The sequence below is a fragment of the Agromyces solani genome (assembly GCF_058349925.1).
In genome coordinates, this window is sequence record NZ_JBYRER010000004.1 from 64,170 (window position 1) to 79,074 (window position 14,905).

At 71.0% G+C, this 14,905-nt stretch carries 13 protein-coding genes; 10 read left to right on the forward strand and 3 right to left on the reverse strand.

The window, feature by feature from the left end; genetic code table 11:
• Positions 1–11: 11 nt before the first annotated feature.
• The gene (locus AC3RJ7_RS16980; protein ID WP_491457044.1) at positions 12–701 is read left to right on the forward strand and encodes a lysophospholipid acyltransferase family protein; all 690 of its coding nucleotides are present in this window, start codon (positions 12–14) and stop codon (positions 699–701) included.
• 80 nt (positions 702–781) lie between these two features.
• Complete coding sequence (locus AC3RJ7_RS16985) at positions 782–2,152, forward strand: class II 3-deoxy-7-phosphoheptulonate synthase (protein ID WP_491457045.1); 1,371 nt, start codon at positions 782–784, stop codon at positions 2,150–2,152.
• Positions 2,153–2,301: 149 nt separating this feature from the next.
• Here AC3RJ7_RS16985 and pknB read toward each other — a convergent pair whose 3' ends face one another.
• Entirely contained in the window at positions 2,302–4,221 is a 1,920-nt protein-coding gene (gene pknB / locus AC3RJ7_RS16990) for a Stk1 family PASTA domain-containing Ser/Thr kinase (RefSeq protein WP_491457046.1), read from the reverse strand.
• 106 nt (positions 4,222–4,327) lie between these two features.
• On the reverse strand, positions 4,328–5,545 hold the full coding sequence (locus AC3RJ7_RS16995; protein ID WP_491457047.1) for a LysM peptidoglycan-binding domain-containing protein: 1,218 nt from the start codon (positions 5,543–5,545) through the stop codon (positions 4,328–4,330).
• A 152-nt stretch (positions 5,546–5,697) separates the two neighbouring features.
• On the opposite strand from AC3RJ7_RS16995, the gene AC3RJ7_RS17000 reads away from it, so the two are divergent.
• On the forward strand, positions 5,698–6,036 hold the full coding sequence (locus AC3RJ7_RS17000; protein ID WP_491457048.1) for an Rv2175c family DNA-binding protein: 339 nt from the start codon (positions 5,698–5,700) through the stop codon (positions 6,034–6,036).
• A 28-nt stretch (positions 6,037–6,064) separates the two neighbouring features.
• Here the strand turns inward: AC3RJ7_RS17000 and AC3RJ7_RS17005 are convergent, their stop codons facing one another.
• A complete protein-coding gene (locus tag AC3RJ7_RS17005) occupies positions 6,065–7,177 on the reverse strand; it encodes a polyprenyl synthetase family protein (protein WP_491457049.1) in 1,113 nt (370 codons plus the stop codon).
• A gap of 74 nt (positions 7,178–7,251) precedes the next feature.
• Here AC3RJ7_RS17005 and AC3RJ7_RS17010 point away from each other — a divergent pair, with 74 nt between their 5' ends.
• The 7 genes from AC3RJ7_RS17010 to AC3RJ7_RS17040 all read left to right on the forward strand — a co-directional run bounded on the left by AC3RJ7_RS17010 (position 7,252) and on the right by AC3RJ7_RS17040 (position 14,893).
• Positions 7,252–7,635 (forward strand): SCO2097 family morphological protein, encoded by a 384-nt coding sequence (locus AC3RJ7_RS17010; protein ID WP_491457050.1) that lies wholly within the window; start codon positions 7,252–7,254, stop codon positions 7,633–7,635.
• A gap of 299 nt (positions 7,636–7,934) precedes the next feature.
• Entirely contained in the window at positions 7,935–8,366 is a 432-nt protein-coding gene (gene mraZ / locus AC3RJ7_RS17015) for a division/cell wall cluster transcriptional repressor MraZ (protein WP_275505891.1), read from the forward strand.
• A 104-nt stretch (positions 8,367–8,470) separates the two neighbouring features.
• Positions 8,471–9,424, forward strand: a complete 954-nt coding sequence (gene rsmH / locus AC3RJ7_RS17020) for a 16S rRNA (cytosine(1402)-N(4))-methyltransferase RsmH (protein WP_491457051.1) — start codon at positions 8,471–8,473, stop codon at positions 9,422–9,424.
• The gene (gene ftsL / locus AC3RJ7_RS17025; protein WP_491457052.1) at positions 9,421–10,050 is read left to right on the forward strand and encodes a cell division protein FtsL; all 630 of its coding nucleotides are present in this window, start codon (positions 9,421–9,423) and stop codon (positions 10,048–10,050) included. Before rsmH ends, ftsL begins: the two co-directional genes overlap by 4 nt.
• Positions 10,051–10,099: 49 nt before the next feature.
• A complete protein-coding gene (locus AC3RJ7_RS17030) occupies positions 10,100–11,923 on the forward strand; it encodes a peptidoglycan D,D-transpeptidase FtsI family protein (RefSeq protein WP_491457053.1) in 1,824 nt (607 codons plus the stop codon).
• 13 nt (positions 11,924–11,936) lie between these two features.
• Positions 11,937–13,484, forward strand: coding sequence for a Mur ligase family protein (locus AC3RJ7_RS17035; protein WP_491457054.1), 1,548 nt, complete (start codon positions 11,937–11,939; stop codon positions 13,482–13,484).
• A complete protein-coding gene (locus tag AC3RJ7_RS17040; RefSeq protein ID WP_491457321.1) occupies positions 13,481–14,893 on the forward strand; it encodes a UDP-N-acetylmuramoyl-tripeptide--D-alanyl-D-alanine ligase in 1,413 nt (470 codons plus the stop codon). The genes AC3RJ7_RS17035 and AC3RJ7_RS17040 overlap by 4 nt, the downstream gene beginning before the upstream one ends.
• Positions 14,894–14,905: the final 12 nt, after the last annotated feature.

Genomic DNA, 14,905 nt, shown 5'->3' on the forward strand with positions numbered 1-14,905 from the left:
GGAGCCGCACGGTGTTCTACTGGTTCATGAAGAACCTCGTGATCGGTCCGATCCTGCTCTCGATCTTCCGGCCCTGGGTCGTCGGGCTCGAGAACGTGCCGAAAGAGGGCGCCGTCGTGCTCGCCTCGAACCACCTGTCGTTCATCGACTCGATCTTCCTGCCCCTCGTCGTCGACCGTCCCGTCGTGTTCCTCGCCAAGAGCGAGTACTTCACGGGCAAGGGCCTCAAGGGCTGGGCGACGCGCATGTTCTTCCAGGCCGCCGGCCAGCTGCCGATCGACCGCTCTGGCGGCAAGGCGTCCGAGGCATCCCTGAACACCGGGCTCCGCGTGCTGTCCGAGGGCAGCATCCTCGGCATCTACCCCGAGGGCACCCGCAGCCCCGACGGCAAGCTCTACCGGGGGCGCACGGGTGTCGCCCGCATGGTGCTCGAGTCCGGCGTGCCCGTGATCCCCGTCGCGATGATCGGCACCGAGCACGTCATGCCGATCGGCACACGCCTGCCGCGCGTGCGGCGCATCGGCATCATCGTCGGCGAGCCGATCGACTTCTCCCGCTTCGAGGGCATGGAGGGCGATCGCTTCGTGTTGCGTTCCGTGACGGACGAGCTCGTCTACGCGTTGCGCGGCCTGAGCGGGCAGGAGTACGTCGACGTGTACGCCTCGAGCGTGAAGGAGCAGCGGGCCTCGCAATCGCGGTAGGCTCGGAGGGCGGCGGCGCGACGTGCGCCGCTGTTCCCGTTTCCGGCGCCGAGGCGCCCCGCACCCTCCAGGACAGCCCAGTGGTACAGCTCGTCGAGCCCTTCGTCAACGCAGATCCCTCCGTGATCGCGGGCCTCGACTATTGGCGGGACCTGCCGATCAAGCAGCAGCCCACCTGGCCCGACGCCGAGGCCGCCCGCGCGGCGTCGGCCGAGCTCGCGACGCTGCCGCCGCTGGTCTTCGCCGGCGAGGTCGACACGATGCGCGAGCGGCTCGCCGCCGCGTCCCGCGGTGAGGCGTTCCTGCTGCAGGGCGGCGACTGCGCCGAGACCTTCGCCGGCGCGACCGCCGACCAGATCCGCAACCGGGTGAAGACCGTGCTGCAGATGGCCGTCGTGCTCACCTACGGCGCCTCGATGCCCGTCGTCAAGATGGGGCGCATGGCCGGCCAGTTCGCCAAGCCCCGCTCGAGCGACACCGAGACCCGCGGCGACGTCACCCTGCCGGCCTACCGCGGCGACATCGTGAACGGCTACGACTTCACGCCCGAATCGCGCCAGGCCGACCCGAACCGTCTCATCCGCGGCTACCACACGGCGGCGTCGACGCTGAACCTCATCCGCGCGTTCACGCAGGGCGGCTTCGCCGACCTGCGCCAGGTCCACTCGTGGAACCAGGGCTTCGCGCAGAACCCGGCGAACTCGCGGTACGAGTCGATGGCCCGCGAGATCGACCGTGCCGTGAAGTTCATGGACGCCTGCGGCGCCGATTTCGAGGCGCTCAAGCACACCGAGTTCTACACCGGCCACGAGGGCCTGCTCATGGACTACGAGCGCCCGATGACCCGGATCGACTCGCGCACGGGCACCCCGTACGTCACGAGCGGCCACTTCATCTGGATCGGCGAGCGGACTCGTGAGCTCGACGGCGCGCACGTCGACTTCCTCTCGCGCGTGCGCAACCCGATCGGCGTCAAGCTGGGGCCGACGACGACGCCCGAGACGATGCTCGAGCTGGTCGAGAAGCTCGACCCGAACCGCGAGCCGGGCCGGCTCACGTTCATCACGCGCATGGGTGCCGGCAAGATCCGCGAGGCCTTGCCGCCGCTGCTCGAGGCCGTCAAGGCGAGCGACGCCAACCCGCTGTGGGTCACGGACCCCATGCACGGCAACGGCATCACGACGCCGACCGGCTACAAGACGCGTCGCTTCGACGACGTCGTCGACGAGGTGAAGGGCTTCTTCGAGGCCCACCGCGCCGCGGGCACCCACCCCGGCGGCATCCACGTCGAGCTCACCGGCGACGACGTCACCGAGTGCCTCGGCGGCTCCGAGCAGATCGACGAGGCGACCCTCGCGACCCGCTACGAGTCGCTGTGCGACCCGCGTCTGAACCACATGCAGTCGCTCGAGCTCGCGTTCCTGGTGGCCGAGGAGCTCACCGCCCGCTGAGCGCATCACGGCCGAACGGCGCACGTCCCGTCAGGGCGTGCGCCGTTCGCGTGAGTCGCACGGGAACGGGCCGGTTCAGGGCGGCACACGCCGGTGTCCGGCCGGCGAGGATGCCGCGGCATCCGCTCGTCTCGATCAGGACCGCGAACTCAGAAGCCCTGGAAGTTCACCGTCACGGTCGAGCCGCGCTTGGCCGTCTGCCCGGCTTCGGGCGTCACCTTGGAGACGACGAACGCGTCGGGGGCGATGTCGGCGAGCACGTTGTAGTCGAGGGCGAACTGCGCGTCGGTCAGCAGTTGCTTCGCCTCGGTCCAGTTCTTGCCGACGACCTCGGGGATCGCGACGAGGTCGGGCCCCTTCGAGACGGTGAGTTCGACGGTCGAACCGGGCCGCATCGGGTCGTCGAGCCAGTCGGCGGTGATGACGAGGTCCTTCGCGACCGTGTCGGAGAAGACCGGGTCTTTGTATTTCACGACGAGCTGGGCCGCCTCGAGCTTCGCCTCCGCCTCGGCGGCGGGGGTGCCCTCGACGGGCGGAACGGGGCCGACCGAGACGACGAGGGTGACCTCGCCGCGCTCGGGGTAGGGCGAGGCGAGCGGCCCGCCGTCGGCACCGAGCGCGGCGATCACGGCGTCGGGGGCCACGTCGGCGGAGAACTGCTCGACGGGGGGCAGCACGGTGAAGGCCGAGAGCGCCTTCGTCGCGTCGTCGATCGGCGTGCCGACCACATCGGGCACGTCGAGCATCTGCGGGCCCTCGGACACGTAGAGCGTGACCGTCGAACCGCGACGGGCGTCCTGGCCGCCGGCGGGATCGGTGTCGATGACCTGGCCCTTCGGGACCTCGGGATCGGTGCGCGTCGCCGGGTCGACGACGAATCCGGCGTCTTCCAGCAGGTCGGTCGCGGCGTCGGGGGCGAGGGTCGCCGTCTCGGGTACGGCGGCGTAGGCGCCGGGCCCGGCTCCGAAGTACCAGCCCGTGCCGCCGGCGAGTCCGGCGAGGAGCAGGACGAGGGCGAGGAGCCAGTACCCGCGGCGCTTGCGGCGGGCGGCGCTCGCGCCGAGTGCGGCCGCATCGTCGTCGGCGTCGTCGTTCGACGACGGCGGCGCGGCCGTCACGACGGGAGCCGCGCCGAGCACGCTCGTCTCGGCGGTCGGCACCGCGGCTGCGGCCATGCCGGCGGGCAGCACCATGGTCGCCTGGGTCGTGATGGCCACGTGCGACGCGCGCAGCTCGGGCTCGGCCTCGCGGAGTCGATCGAGCAGTTCGCGCGCGTCGCGCGGGCGCTCCTCGGGGTCACGGCGCGTCGCCCACAGCACGAGCTCGTCGAGCGACGCCGGGACGGCGGGATTCCGCGCGCTCGGCGCGGGCACCTCGTCGTTGGCGTGCTGGTAGGCGATCTGCATCGGAGCCTCGCCGACGTACGGCTGCTCACCGGTGAGCATCTCGTACATCATGATGCCGACCGCATAGATGTCGCTGCGCGCGTCGGCGACGCCGCGGGTGACGAGCTCGGGGGAGAGGTAGGCGATCGTGCCGAGCAGTGCCTGTCCGGTCGCGGTGTTCGCGCTGGCGGCGCGTGCGAGGCCGAAGTCGCCGAGCTTGATGCGGCCGTCGTCGGCGAGGAGCACGTTCTCGGGCTTGAGGTCGCGGTGCACGATGCCCGCCTTGTGCGCTGCGGCGAGACCGGAGAGCACGGCATCCATGATGTCCACGGTCTGCTCGGGCGTGAGGCGCTTGTAGTCCTTGAGCAGCTCGCGCAGGGTGATGCCGGGGAGGTACTCCATGACGAGGTACGCCATGTCGGCGTCCTGGCCCTGGTCGAACACGTTGACCACATTCGGGTGGGCGAGGCGAGCGGCCGAGCGCGCCTCCTGCACGAAGCGGGTCTTGAAGGTGTTGTCGTCGGCGAGGTGGCCGTGCATGATCTTGATCGCGACGCGACGTTCGAGCCGAAGGTCGGTCGCGAGGTAGACCGTCGCCATGCCGCCGCGGGCGATGCGCGAGCGCACCTGATAGCGGCCGTCGATGAGACGGTCGATCATCGGGTCCGCGGGCGCACTGCTCACCGTTCGAGTCTACGAAAGGGCATATGCCGCAGGTCGAACAAACGCCGCCGACGCGCCGATCGCAATCCCATCGTGACCCTCGGGGACGGGCGGTCGACGGTTCGGCTCAGCCGAGCTCGGAGAGCCACGCGGTGGCCTGCGCCTCCCATTTGGCGTAGTGGCCGGGATGCGCACTGTGCTGGACGGCCTGCGCCGCCTTGGTGAGCGGCATCGATTCCCATCCGGGAATGTCGAGCAGGCCGGGGGCGCGACCCGCGTTCGGCCCGTTCGGCCCCCCGTAGAACGCCTCGGTCGCACGATGCACGTCGAGCACCTGCTCGGGCGTACCCCAGCCCTGGCTCGGGCGCTGCTGGAAGAGGCCCTGCGAGTCGCGGTCGCCGTGCCGCACGTTCTTGAGGCCCGACTCCTGCGCAGCCGTCGCGAGGGCGATGACGATGCCGCGGTCGGGCACGCCGAGCTCGCGGCCGACGTCCACGATGAGCTGGGCGTTGGCGCGCATCTCGTCGGTCAGGACCGCGCTCACCGACGTGACGGTCGACGCCGGGAGGGGCCGGGGGATCACGAGCCGCTGGCCGATGCGGATCGTGGCCCGCCCGTCGAGGCGGTTGGCCGCGATGAGCGCCTCGACCCCGATCTTCTCGCGCGCGGCGATGTCCCAGACGGTATCGCCGGCCACGACCACATGGACGTCGCCGGAGGGTGCCGGTTCCGCGGCCTTCGGCGGGGCGGACGGCTCGGGTTCGGGCGCAGCGGAACCGCCCGGCGGCAGCACCACCTGCTCGCCCGGGAAGATGAGCGACTGGCGGCCCAGGCCGTTGACGCGCAACAGGTCGTCGAGCCCGACGCCGTAGCGGGCGGCGATCCCGCTCATCGTGTCGCCCGCGACGACGGTGTGCTTCGCGATCCGTTCGCGAGGAGCGGCGGGGGCCGAAGGGGCCTTGCCGCCGGGCAGGGCGAGCCGCTGCCCCGGGAAGATGAGGCTCGACCATCCGAGCCCGTTGTGCGCGAGCACCTCGGCGGTCGAGAGGTCGTAGCGCTCCGCGATGCCGCTCACGGTGTCGCCCTCGGCGACGACGATCTCGCGGGGGACCTCGGCGCTCGCGACCGCGGTGGCGCCCACTGCGCCGGCCGGCGATGCCTTCGCCTTGGGCGACCGCTTGACGGGCTCGGGGGCTGCCTCCGCGGGCTGGGAGATGCCGAGCGTCACCGCCACGGCGCTCACCACCGCGAGCGGCACGGTGAGCAGCACCCGGATGCCGCGTGGCCGGCCCCGCTCCGATCCCCGGTCCTCGCGTCCGGCGGCGTCGTCGACGTCGTACGCCATGGTTCCCCCTTCGCCGGCATGGAGCACCGGCTGTCGCCACGGTCGCACAGGGGTGGGGTCGAGTCAAACACCGGCGCCGCGCGTCCGCCGACTCGATGCGCGCGCACGTCGGGCGCTTCCGCGTTCGGCTCCGGTCGTGGCAGGCTGGTGTCGTGACCGATGCCGCCGACACCACCTGGCTGACCGTTCCCGAGCTCGTCGAACTCCTCGGGCAGAGCCCGTCCCGGATTCGTCGCCTGATCGACGACCGCCACCTGCTCGCCGCGCGCCGCGACGGGGTGCTGAAGGTGCCCTCGTCCTTCCTGCGCGACGACGCGCCGCTGCCCGAGATCCACGGCACCGCCGTGCTGCTCTCGGACGTCGGGTTCAGCGACGCGGAGGCGCTCGAGTGGCTGCTGTCCGAAGAGGACAGCCTCGGCACCACGCCCATCGACGCGCTCCGCGCCGGTCGCAAGGCGGAGGTCCGCCGGGTCGCGCAGGCGCTCCTCTGAGACCTCTTCGACCCCGTCGCGCGCGGGCTCAGCGCGTGCGGCGCGTGACCGTGCGCACGAGCGAGCCGAGTTCGCTGCGGGCGCCCTGGCTGAGCGGTGCGCTGTCGAGCACCTCGACGGCGCGGCTCGCACGGTCGGCGATCATCGTCTCGACCTCGTCGACCGCGCCGCAGTCCGAGATCGTGCGCTGCAGCATGCGGATCTGATCGGCCGTCAGGCCGGGATCGCCGAGCAGCTCGTCGAGCAACCGCCGCTGCCCGGCCGCGAGCCGCTCTCGCGCGATCGCGATGAGCATCGTGCGCTTGCCCTCGCGCAGGTCGTCGCCGCTCGGCTTCCCGGTGACCTCGGGGTCGCCGTACACGCCGAGCAGGTCGTCGCGGAGCTGGTACGCGATGCCGAGCGGCAGCCCGAAGTCCCGGAGGGCCGCGAGTTGCGCCGAGTCGGCGCCGGCGATCGCGCCGCCGATGACGAGCGGCGCCTCGATGCTGTACTTCGCCGACTTGTAGACGATGATGCGCTCCGCGCGCAGTCGCTGCTCGTCGTCGGGCTGGGCGATCCAGGCGCGCTCTTCGAGGATGTCGAGGTACTGGCCCGCAGTGACCTCGGTGCGCATGCGCATGAACTCGGTGCGCGCCGCGCGCGCCGCAGCGCGATCGGGCAGCGCGTCGAGCCCCTCGTCGATCAGCTCGTCGCTCCAGCCGAGCAGCAGGTCGCCGAGCAGGATCGCGGCGTCGACGCCGAAGCCCGCCGGGTCTCCGGCCCAGCCCGACTCGGCGTGCAGCGATTCGAAGAGCCGATGCGCCGAGGGCGCGCCCCTGCGGGTGTCGGACTTGTCGATGAGGTCGTCGTGCACGAGCGCCGCCGCGTGGAAGAGTTCGAGCGCGGCCGCCGCCGAGACGACCGGGAAGAGGTCGGCCGTCTCGCCCGAGTCGAAGGGGTCGAAGCCGCGACCGCGGACCGACTCCCATCCCCAGTAGCAGAAGAGCGCGCGGAAGCGCTTGCCACCGCTGAGAAAGCGCCGTGAGAAGAGGTCGAGCGGGTCGAGGTCGGGACTGATCGAACGGAGAATTGAGGTACGTTCGGCGAGGAAGTCCTCGATGCGTTCGTGAACCAGATCGACCAACCGGGAACTGTGAGCCACCCGCCTAGCCTACCGAGGCGAGGCGGGGCTAGAATGGACTCGGATGCGTCGATCCCGAGCCTGAGGGGAAAGAGATGCCGCTTTCAGAGCAGGAGCAACGTCTTCTCGAGGAGATGGAGCGGAACCTCTATCGCAACGATGCCGACTTCGTGCACGCCGTCGGCGGCGTGCGTGGTCGCCGCCCCAACTACCGGGCGATCGTGCTGGGTGTGCTGCTCGCCGTCGCCGGTGTCGGCGCGCTGATCGGCGGCGTGGCGTCGCAGATCCTGATCATCGGCGTCCTCGGATTCGCGTTGATGTTCGCCGGTGTCCTCGTCGCGATCACTCCGGGCAAGCGGGGCGCCGCGACCGCTGCGCCCGACGAAGCGCCGTCGAGCGGCACAAAGCCGCGTTCGGGCGCCGGCTTCATGGATCGCATGAACGACCGATGGGACCGCCGCCAGGAGGGCCGCGACTAGTCCCTCCACTTCCACCCACCTGAACGGGCCGATCGTCTGATCGGCCCGTTTTTCGTGCGCCGGGGGCGCCGGCGGTGCGGCCGTTCGGCGCTGCGTCGACGCATCCGAAGCTCGACGCGCCCATTTCGCGACCGCGTGTCGCCATTTCCTCCACTCCGCTCCACCTCCGTTCTCCCGCGTGATTTCGCGGATGTCGCCGCGTCGAACCTCCGAAATCGAGCGTTTGTCGTTGATTGGTGGATGAAGGTGGAGTAAAGTGGGGTCACCTGGATCCTGGCCGGAGGAAAGGGGGTGGCGCAGTGTTCCTCGGGACCTACGAGCCGAAGCTCGATGAGAAGGGGCGCGTCATTCTTCCGGCGAAGTTCCGGGAGGAGCTGTCGAACGGGCTCGTGCTCACGCGCGGGCAGGAGCGCTGCATCTACGTGTTCAGCGCCCGTGAGTTCGAGAGCATGAGCGACAAGATCCGCCAAGCCCCCGTGACGAGCAAGCAGGCACGCGATTACATGCGCGTCTTCCTCTCGGGAGCCTCAGCGGAGACCCCCGACAAGCAGAATCGGGTCACCATCCCCGCCAACCTCCGCGGCTACGCGGGACTCGACCGGGACCTCACGGTCATCGGCGCAGGCAGCCGGGTGGAGATCTGGGACCAGGCGGCGTGGCAGAGCTACCTCGCCGAGCAGGAGGCGGCCTTCGCGGAGACGGCGGAGGAGGTGATCCCCGGACTCTTCTGAATCCTCGGGTCCCGACTCCCAGCCGGCCGGGCCTGGTGCACTTCCCCGCATCAGGACGAACGGATGGGGATCAGGGCCCGAGGCCCGGAAGCAAAGGCGGAATCATGGACATCGAACGCATCCACACCCCGGTCATGCTCGAGCGCACGCTCGAGTTGCTCGCCCCGGCCCTCGAGGCCGACGGCGCGGTCATGGTCGACGCGACGCTCGGCATGGGCGGGCACACCGCGGCGTTCCTCGAGCGCTTCCCGAAGCTCACCGTCATCGGGCTCGATCGCGACACCGACGCCCTCGGCATCGCTCGCGAACGTCTCGCGAAGTACGGCGATCGCGCGCGCTTCGTGCACACGGTCTACGACGGGATCGCCCGCGCCGTCCGCACGGAGGGCTTCGACGAGGTGCAGGGCGTGCTGTTCGACCTGGGCGTCTCGTCGCTTCAGCTCGACCGCGCCGAGCGCGGCTTCGCCTACGCGAAGGACGCCCCGCTCGACATGCGGATGGACTCCACGAGGGGACGGACGGCGGCCGATGTGATCGCCGAGTCCAGCGAAGACGAACTGCGACGCATCTTCCTCGACTACGGCGAGGAGAAGCTCGCCGCCCGGTACGCCCGTGCGATCGTCCGGGCGCGCGCCGAGGCGCCGATCACGCGTTCCGCGGAGCTCGTGGCCGTGCTCCAGGACGCGACGCCCGCCGCGGTGCAGCGGCAGGGGCACCCCGCCAAGCGGGTGTTCCAGGCGCTGCGCATCGAGGTGAACGAAGAGCTCTCGGTGCTGGAGCGGGCGATGCCCGCCGCGCTCGACACGATCGCGGTCGGCGGACGCATCGTCGTCCTCGCCTACCAGTCGCTGGAAGACCGGATCGTGAAGCGCGTGCTGCAGGCGGCGTCGAGCTCGACGGCGCCGGCAGGCCTCCCGATGGAGCTCCCGGAACACCGACCGCAGTTCAAGCTCCTCGTCCGAGGAGCCGAGCTCGCCTCGGAGACCGAGCAGGCGGAGAACCCGCGTGCGAAGCCGGTGCGGCTGCGCGCCGCAGAACGAGTGAGGAGGCCGTCATGAGTGCTGTGCCGGCCCGTGTCCTTTCCGCCGAGACCGCCCCGGCGCCGCGGCGCCTGCCCGAGCGGGTGCGCTGGCTCCGTCCGGCGCCCGAGCCCGGGCGCCGGGCGACGCCGACCCTCGCGTACGCGATCATCGCCGTGGCGGGGGTGGCGCTCATCGTCGTCGCACAGCTGCTGCTGTCGATCGCGATCACCCAGGGCGCCTACGACATCGACGCCGCCCAGATCCAGCAGACGAAGCTCGACCGGCAGGAGCAGCAGCTCCGCGAGGACCTCGACCGCGTCGAGTCGCCGCAGTACCTCGCGGCGAACGCCGAGGCCCTCGGCATGGTGCCGAACGCGAGCCCGGTGTTCCTGCAGCTCTCCGACGGCTCCGTGAGCGGTGACCCGGCGCCCGCCGGTGCCGGTGCCCAGGCATCCGGTCCGCTCGTCCCGAATGCGCTGATCGACGGCGTGCCGCTCGTCACCGAGGAGCCCGCGGGGGAGACTCCGAAGCAGGTGGGGAAGGGCGGACCGGCCGGGAAGGGGGCCGAACAGGCCGCCGGCGCGGGAGCCGCGGGCACCGCGGGGGAGAAGGCGGCCGAGCCGCCCGCGAGCGACGGACTGCCGACGCCCGCCACGCACTGAGCCACGACCGCACGACCGAGCACCACGAGAAGGGCCGAGGGACCACCGGATGAAGCGAACGAGTCGGCACCCGATGCGGAGGATCATCGTCTCGGCGGCACTGCTCGTGGTCCTCGTCGGTGTCTTCGTCGTCAAGCTCGTGGACATCCAGGTCGTGCGGGCGTCCGCGCTCAACGCGCAGTCGGAGGAGGCGCGGTCGGAGCCGGTCAAGGTCTGGGGCGCCCGCGGCGACATCGTCGACGCCAACGGTGCCGTGCTCGCCGACAGCGTGATGCGGTACGACCTGGTCATCTCGCCGAAGCAGGCGAAGCTGGCGGCCATCGAGCGCAAGGCGAAGCGCATCGGCGAGCCGGCGAAGCAGGTCGAGCTCACGAACGAGGAGCTCGTCGCCGAGGTCACCCCGGCCGCGTCCGAACTCGGACCGGCCATCGGACTCACGGCCGACCAGGTCGTCGGTGTGATCACCTCGAGCCTCGCCGAGGACCCGGACTCCGACTACGCCTACATCGCCAAGCAGGTCGACACTGCGACCCTCGAAGCCGTCAAGGCGCTCGACATCGCGTGGGTCTACCCCGAGGAGCACCCCAGCCGCACCTATCCGAACGGGGCCGTCGGCGGCAATCTCCTCGGTTTCGTCCAGGCCGACGACGGCACGCCGCTCGCCGGTCTCGAACTCGCGCAGGACCAGTGCCTGGCCGGTACCGACGGCGAGGTCAGCTACCTGCACAGCGCCTCCGACTGGGTGAAGATCCCCGGCACCGAGGTCGTGCAGAAGCAGGCGAAGGACGGCGGAACCCTCGAACTCACGATCGACGCCGACCTGCAGTTCTTCGTGCAGCGCGTACTGGAGGAGCAGCGTCGCGAGACGGGCGCCGACTGGGCCACGGCGACGGTGATGGAGGTGAAGACCGGACGCCTGCTCGCGGTCGCCGACGTGCCGACGGTCGACCCGAACGACCCCGCAGCGACCGACGCCGAAGACCGGGGGTCACGCACGTTCACGGCGCCGTTCGAGCCGGGCTCGACGTTCAAGGCCATCACGGCGGCCTCGGTGCTCGATGCGGGCAAGGCGACCCCGCTCGACCAGATCGTGGCGCCGTACCGCTACCTGCCGCCCAACGGTGCGAACATCAACGACAGCGGCTACCACGACGACGAGCGCCTCACCCTCACCGGGGTGCTCATCGAATCGTCGAACACCGGCATGTCGAAGTTCGGCGAGCGGCTCTCCGACCGGCAGCGCTACGAGGACATGCAGAAGTTCCACTTCGGCGAGCGGACCGAGGTCGGCTTCCCCGAGGAAGCGCCGGGCGACCTGCACGGCGACCCCGACGAGTGGGACAACCAGACGAAGTACGCGACGATGTTCGGGCAGGGCCTCACGACGACGGCGGTGCAGATCGCGAGCTCGTACCAGACGATCGCGAACGGCGGCGTCCGCATGCCGGTCACGCTCGTCGACGGATGCACGACCGCCGACGGCGAGACGACCGCGCCCCCCTCGACCGGCGAGCGCGTGATCTCGGAGAAGGCGGCGGACGAGACCGCGCAGATGCTCGAGCGGGTGTACGCCGAGGGGTGGCTCGCCGACCAGTGGAACATCCCCGGCTACCGGGTCGCCGCGAAGACGGGAACGGCCCAGGTCGCGGACGGCCAGGGGGGCTACCTGCCCGGGTACCTGGTCTCGGTGTCGGGCTTCGCCCCGGCCGACGACCCCGAGTTCGTGGTTTCGGTCAGCATCAACAATCCCGTTAAGATGAATTCGTCCGCCGCATCCGCGCCCGTCTTCCAGAAGGTGATGAGCCAGGTGCTGAAGAAGTATCGGACCGTTCCATCCGGCGCTCCGGCGCCCGATCTGCCAGCCACCTGGTGAGAAAGTTGGGTTCGTGACCGGATCGCCTCCCACGGCCCTCCGGCCGCAGCACCCGAGCCCCCGATCGCTCCGCGGCCTCGCCGAGGAGTTCGGGTTCGACGTGCGCGGCGAGCTCGGCGACCTCGAGGTCACGGGCATCGGCCTGGCCTCGGGTGCGGTGCGCGCCGGCGACCTCTACGTGGGCGTGCCGGGGCGCAACGCGCACGGCGCGCAGTTCGCCGCCGCCGCACGCGACGCGGGAGCCGTCGCCCTCCTGACCGACGAGGCCGGCGCCTCGATCGCGACCGGCTCGGGCCTGCCGGTGCTCGTGACGCCCGACGCGCGTGCGGCGCTGGGTGCCGTCGCCGCCTCGATCCATCGCACGGCGGAGAACCCGGCGACGACGTTCGCCGTCACCGGGACCAACGGCAAGACGAGCGTCGTGTACCTGCTCTACGGCATCCTCCGCCAACTCGGCGTCATGTCGGGCCTCACGTCGACGGCCGAACGGCGCATCGGCGACGAAGCCGTCACGAGCTCGCTCACGACGCCCGAGGCCAGCGAACTGCACGCCCTGCTCGCCCGCATGTGCGAGGTCGACGTGCGCGCCGTCGCGATCGAGGTCTCGGCGCAGGCGCTCAGCCGGCATCGCGTCGACGGTCTCGTGTTCGACGTCGCCGGGTTCACGAACCTCAGCCACGACCACCTCGACGACTACGCCGACCTCGGCGAGTACTTCGAGGCCAAGCGCGAGCTGTTCCAGCCCGAACGCGCGCGCAGGGGAGTCATCACGGTCGACTCCGAATGGGGCGAGCGGCTCGTGGCCGAGTCCCGCATCCCCGTCACCACGTTGACGACGAGCGCCGACCGCGATGCGGACTGGCGGGTGACCGTGCTCGACGAGCAGGCGTCCTTCACGGCGTTCGCGCTCGAGGCCCCCGACGGTCGACGCATCGAGACGACGGTGCCGCTGCTCGGCTGGTACATGGCCGCGAACGCGGCGCTCGCGATCATCATGCTCACCGAGGCCGGGTACGACCTCGACCGCATCGCCGCCGCGCTGGAGCGCGACGGCGGCATCGCGGCGTACATCCCCGGGCGCGCCGAGCGCATCTCGGGCGACCGCGGACCGGTCGTCTACATCGACTACGGTCACAGCCCCGACGCCTTCCTGCAGACGCTCGGTGCGATCCGCCGCGTCACCGACGGCCGCGTGATCATGCTCTTCGGCGCCGACGGAGACCGCGATACGACCAAGCGCGCCGAGATGGGGGCGATCGCCGCCCGCGGGTCCGACATCGTCGTGATCACGGACTTCCATCCGCGCAGCGAGGACCCCGCGGCGATCCGCGCCGCCCTCATCGCCGGAGCCCGCGACGCGGTGCCCGAGCGCGAGATCCACGAGATCGCCGACCCGCGGGCGGCGTTCCGCGCGGCGCTCGATCTCGCACGGGAGGGCGACGCCATCCTGTACGCCGGCCCCGGCCACGAGGACTACCACGAGGTGAAAGGCGTGAAGATCCCCTACTCAGCACGCGAGGATTCCAAGCAGGCGCTCCGCGAGGCGGGGTGGCTGTCGTGATCGAGCTCACGCTCGCCGAGGTCGCAGCGGCAACGGGCGGCGAACTGCGCACCGCGGGCACCGCGGCCACCGCCGAGACCGTCGTCTCCGGCGTCGTGACGACCGACTCCCGCGAGATCGGCCCCGGCGACGTGTTCGTCGCCAAGCGCGGCGAGTTCGACGACGGGCATCGCTTCGCACCGTCGGCGACCGAGCAGGGCGCGGCCCTCCTCATCGTCGAGCACGCGCTCGACCTCGCCGTGCCGCAGGTGATCGTCGCCGACTCGGTCGACGCGCTCGGTGCGCTCGCGACCGAGGTCGTGCGCCGGGTCCGCGCGCTCGGCCGGCTGCGGATCGTCGGCGTCACCGGGTCCAACGGCAAGACGACGACGAAGAACCTGCTCCGCTCGGTGCTCGAGCAGGTCGGCCCGACCGTCGCCGCCCGCGCCTCGTACAACAACGAGGTCGGCGCCCCGATGACGATGCTCGAACTGACCGAGCAGACCGAGTTCCTCGTCGCCGAGATGGGCGCCTCCGGCGTCGGCGAGATCGCCCGCCTCGTGAAGATGGCGCGCCCCGACGTCGGCATCGTGCTCAAGGTCGGCCTCGCCCACGCCGGCGAGTTCGGCGGCATCGAGCAGACGGTGCGGGCGAAGTCGGAGATGGTCACCGACCTCCTCGAGACCGACGTGGCCGTGCTGAACGCCGACGACCCTCGCGTGGTGCCGATGGCCGGCCGCACGCCCGCGCGCGTGGTCTGGTTCGGTCTCGGCGAGAACGCCGACGTCCGGGCGACCGACCTCCGCGTGCACGCCCGCGGCACCGACTTCACGGTCTCGGTGCGGGGCGGCGACACGGCGCGCGTGCACTTCGGCGTGCTCGGCGAGCACCACGTCATGAACGCGCTGGCGGCGGTCGCGGCATCCCTGGAGCTCGGTGTCGGCCTCGCCGACATCGTCGGTGCGCTCGAAGCGGTGACGCTCGCCGAGCGCTGGCGCATGCAGGTCATGGGCGGACGCGACGACATCACCGTCATCAACGACGCCTACAACGCGAGTCCCGACTCCATGTCGGCCGCACTCAAGACGCTCGCCCAGGTCAAGAGGCCCGGCACCCGGACGATCGCGGTGCTCGGCGAGATGAGCGAGCTCGGCGAGTTCTCGGGGGAGGAGCACGACCGCATCGGCCTGCTCGCCGTACGCCTCGGCATCTCGCAACTCGTCGTCGTCGGGCCGGGCGCACGCCGCCTGCACATCTCGGCGATCAACGAGGGCTCGTGGGACGGCGAGTCGGCATTCGTGGAGACCGCGGACGAGGCGTTCGACCTCGTCACGGCGCGTGTGCATCCGGGGGACACGGTATTGGTGAAATCGTCGAACTCGGCGGGTCTCCGCCTGCTCGGCGACCGACTGGGAGAATGGTTCGCGTGAGCGCATTGCAAC

Bases quoted from the DNA above. Each gene is read 5' to 3' on its own strand.
- rsmH (WP_491457051.1), top strand. From the start codon at position 8,471: ATGGACATCGAACGCATCCACACCCCGGTCATGCTCGAGCGCACGCTC.
- AC3RJ7_RS17010 (WP_491457050.1), top strand. From the start codon at position 7,252: ATGCCGCTTTCAGAGCAGGAGCAACGTCTTCTCGAGGAGATGGAGCGG.
- AC3RJ7_RS17030 (WP_491457053.1), top strand. From the start codon at position 10,100: ATGAAGCGAACGAGTCGGCACCCGATGCGGAGGATCATCGTCTCGGCG.
- ftsL (WP_491457052.1), top strand. From the start codon at position 9,421: ATGAGTGCTGTGCCGGCCCGTGTCCTTTCCGCCGAGACCGCCCCGGCG.
- AC3RJ7_RS16995 (WP_491457047.1), bottom strand. From the start codon at position 5,545: ATGGCGTACGACGTCGACGACGCCGCCGGACGCGAGGACCGGGGATCG.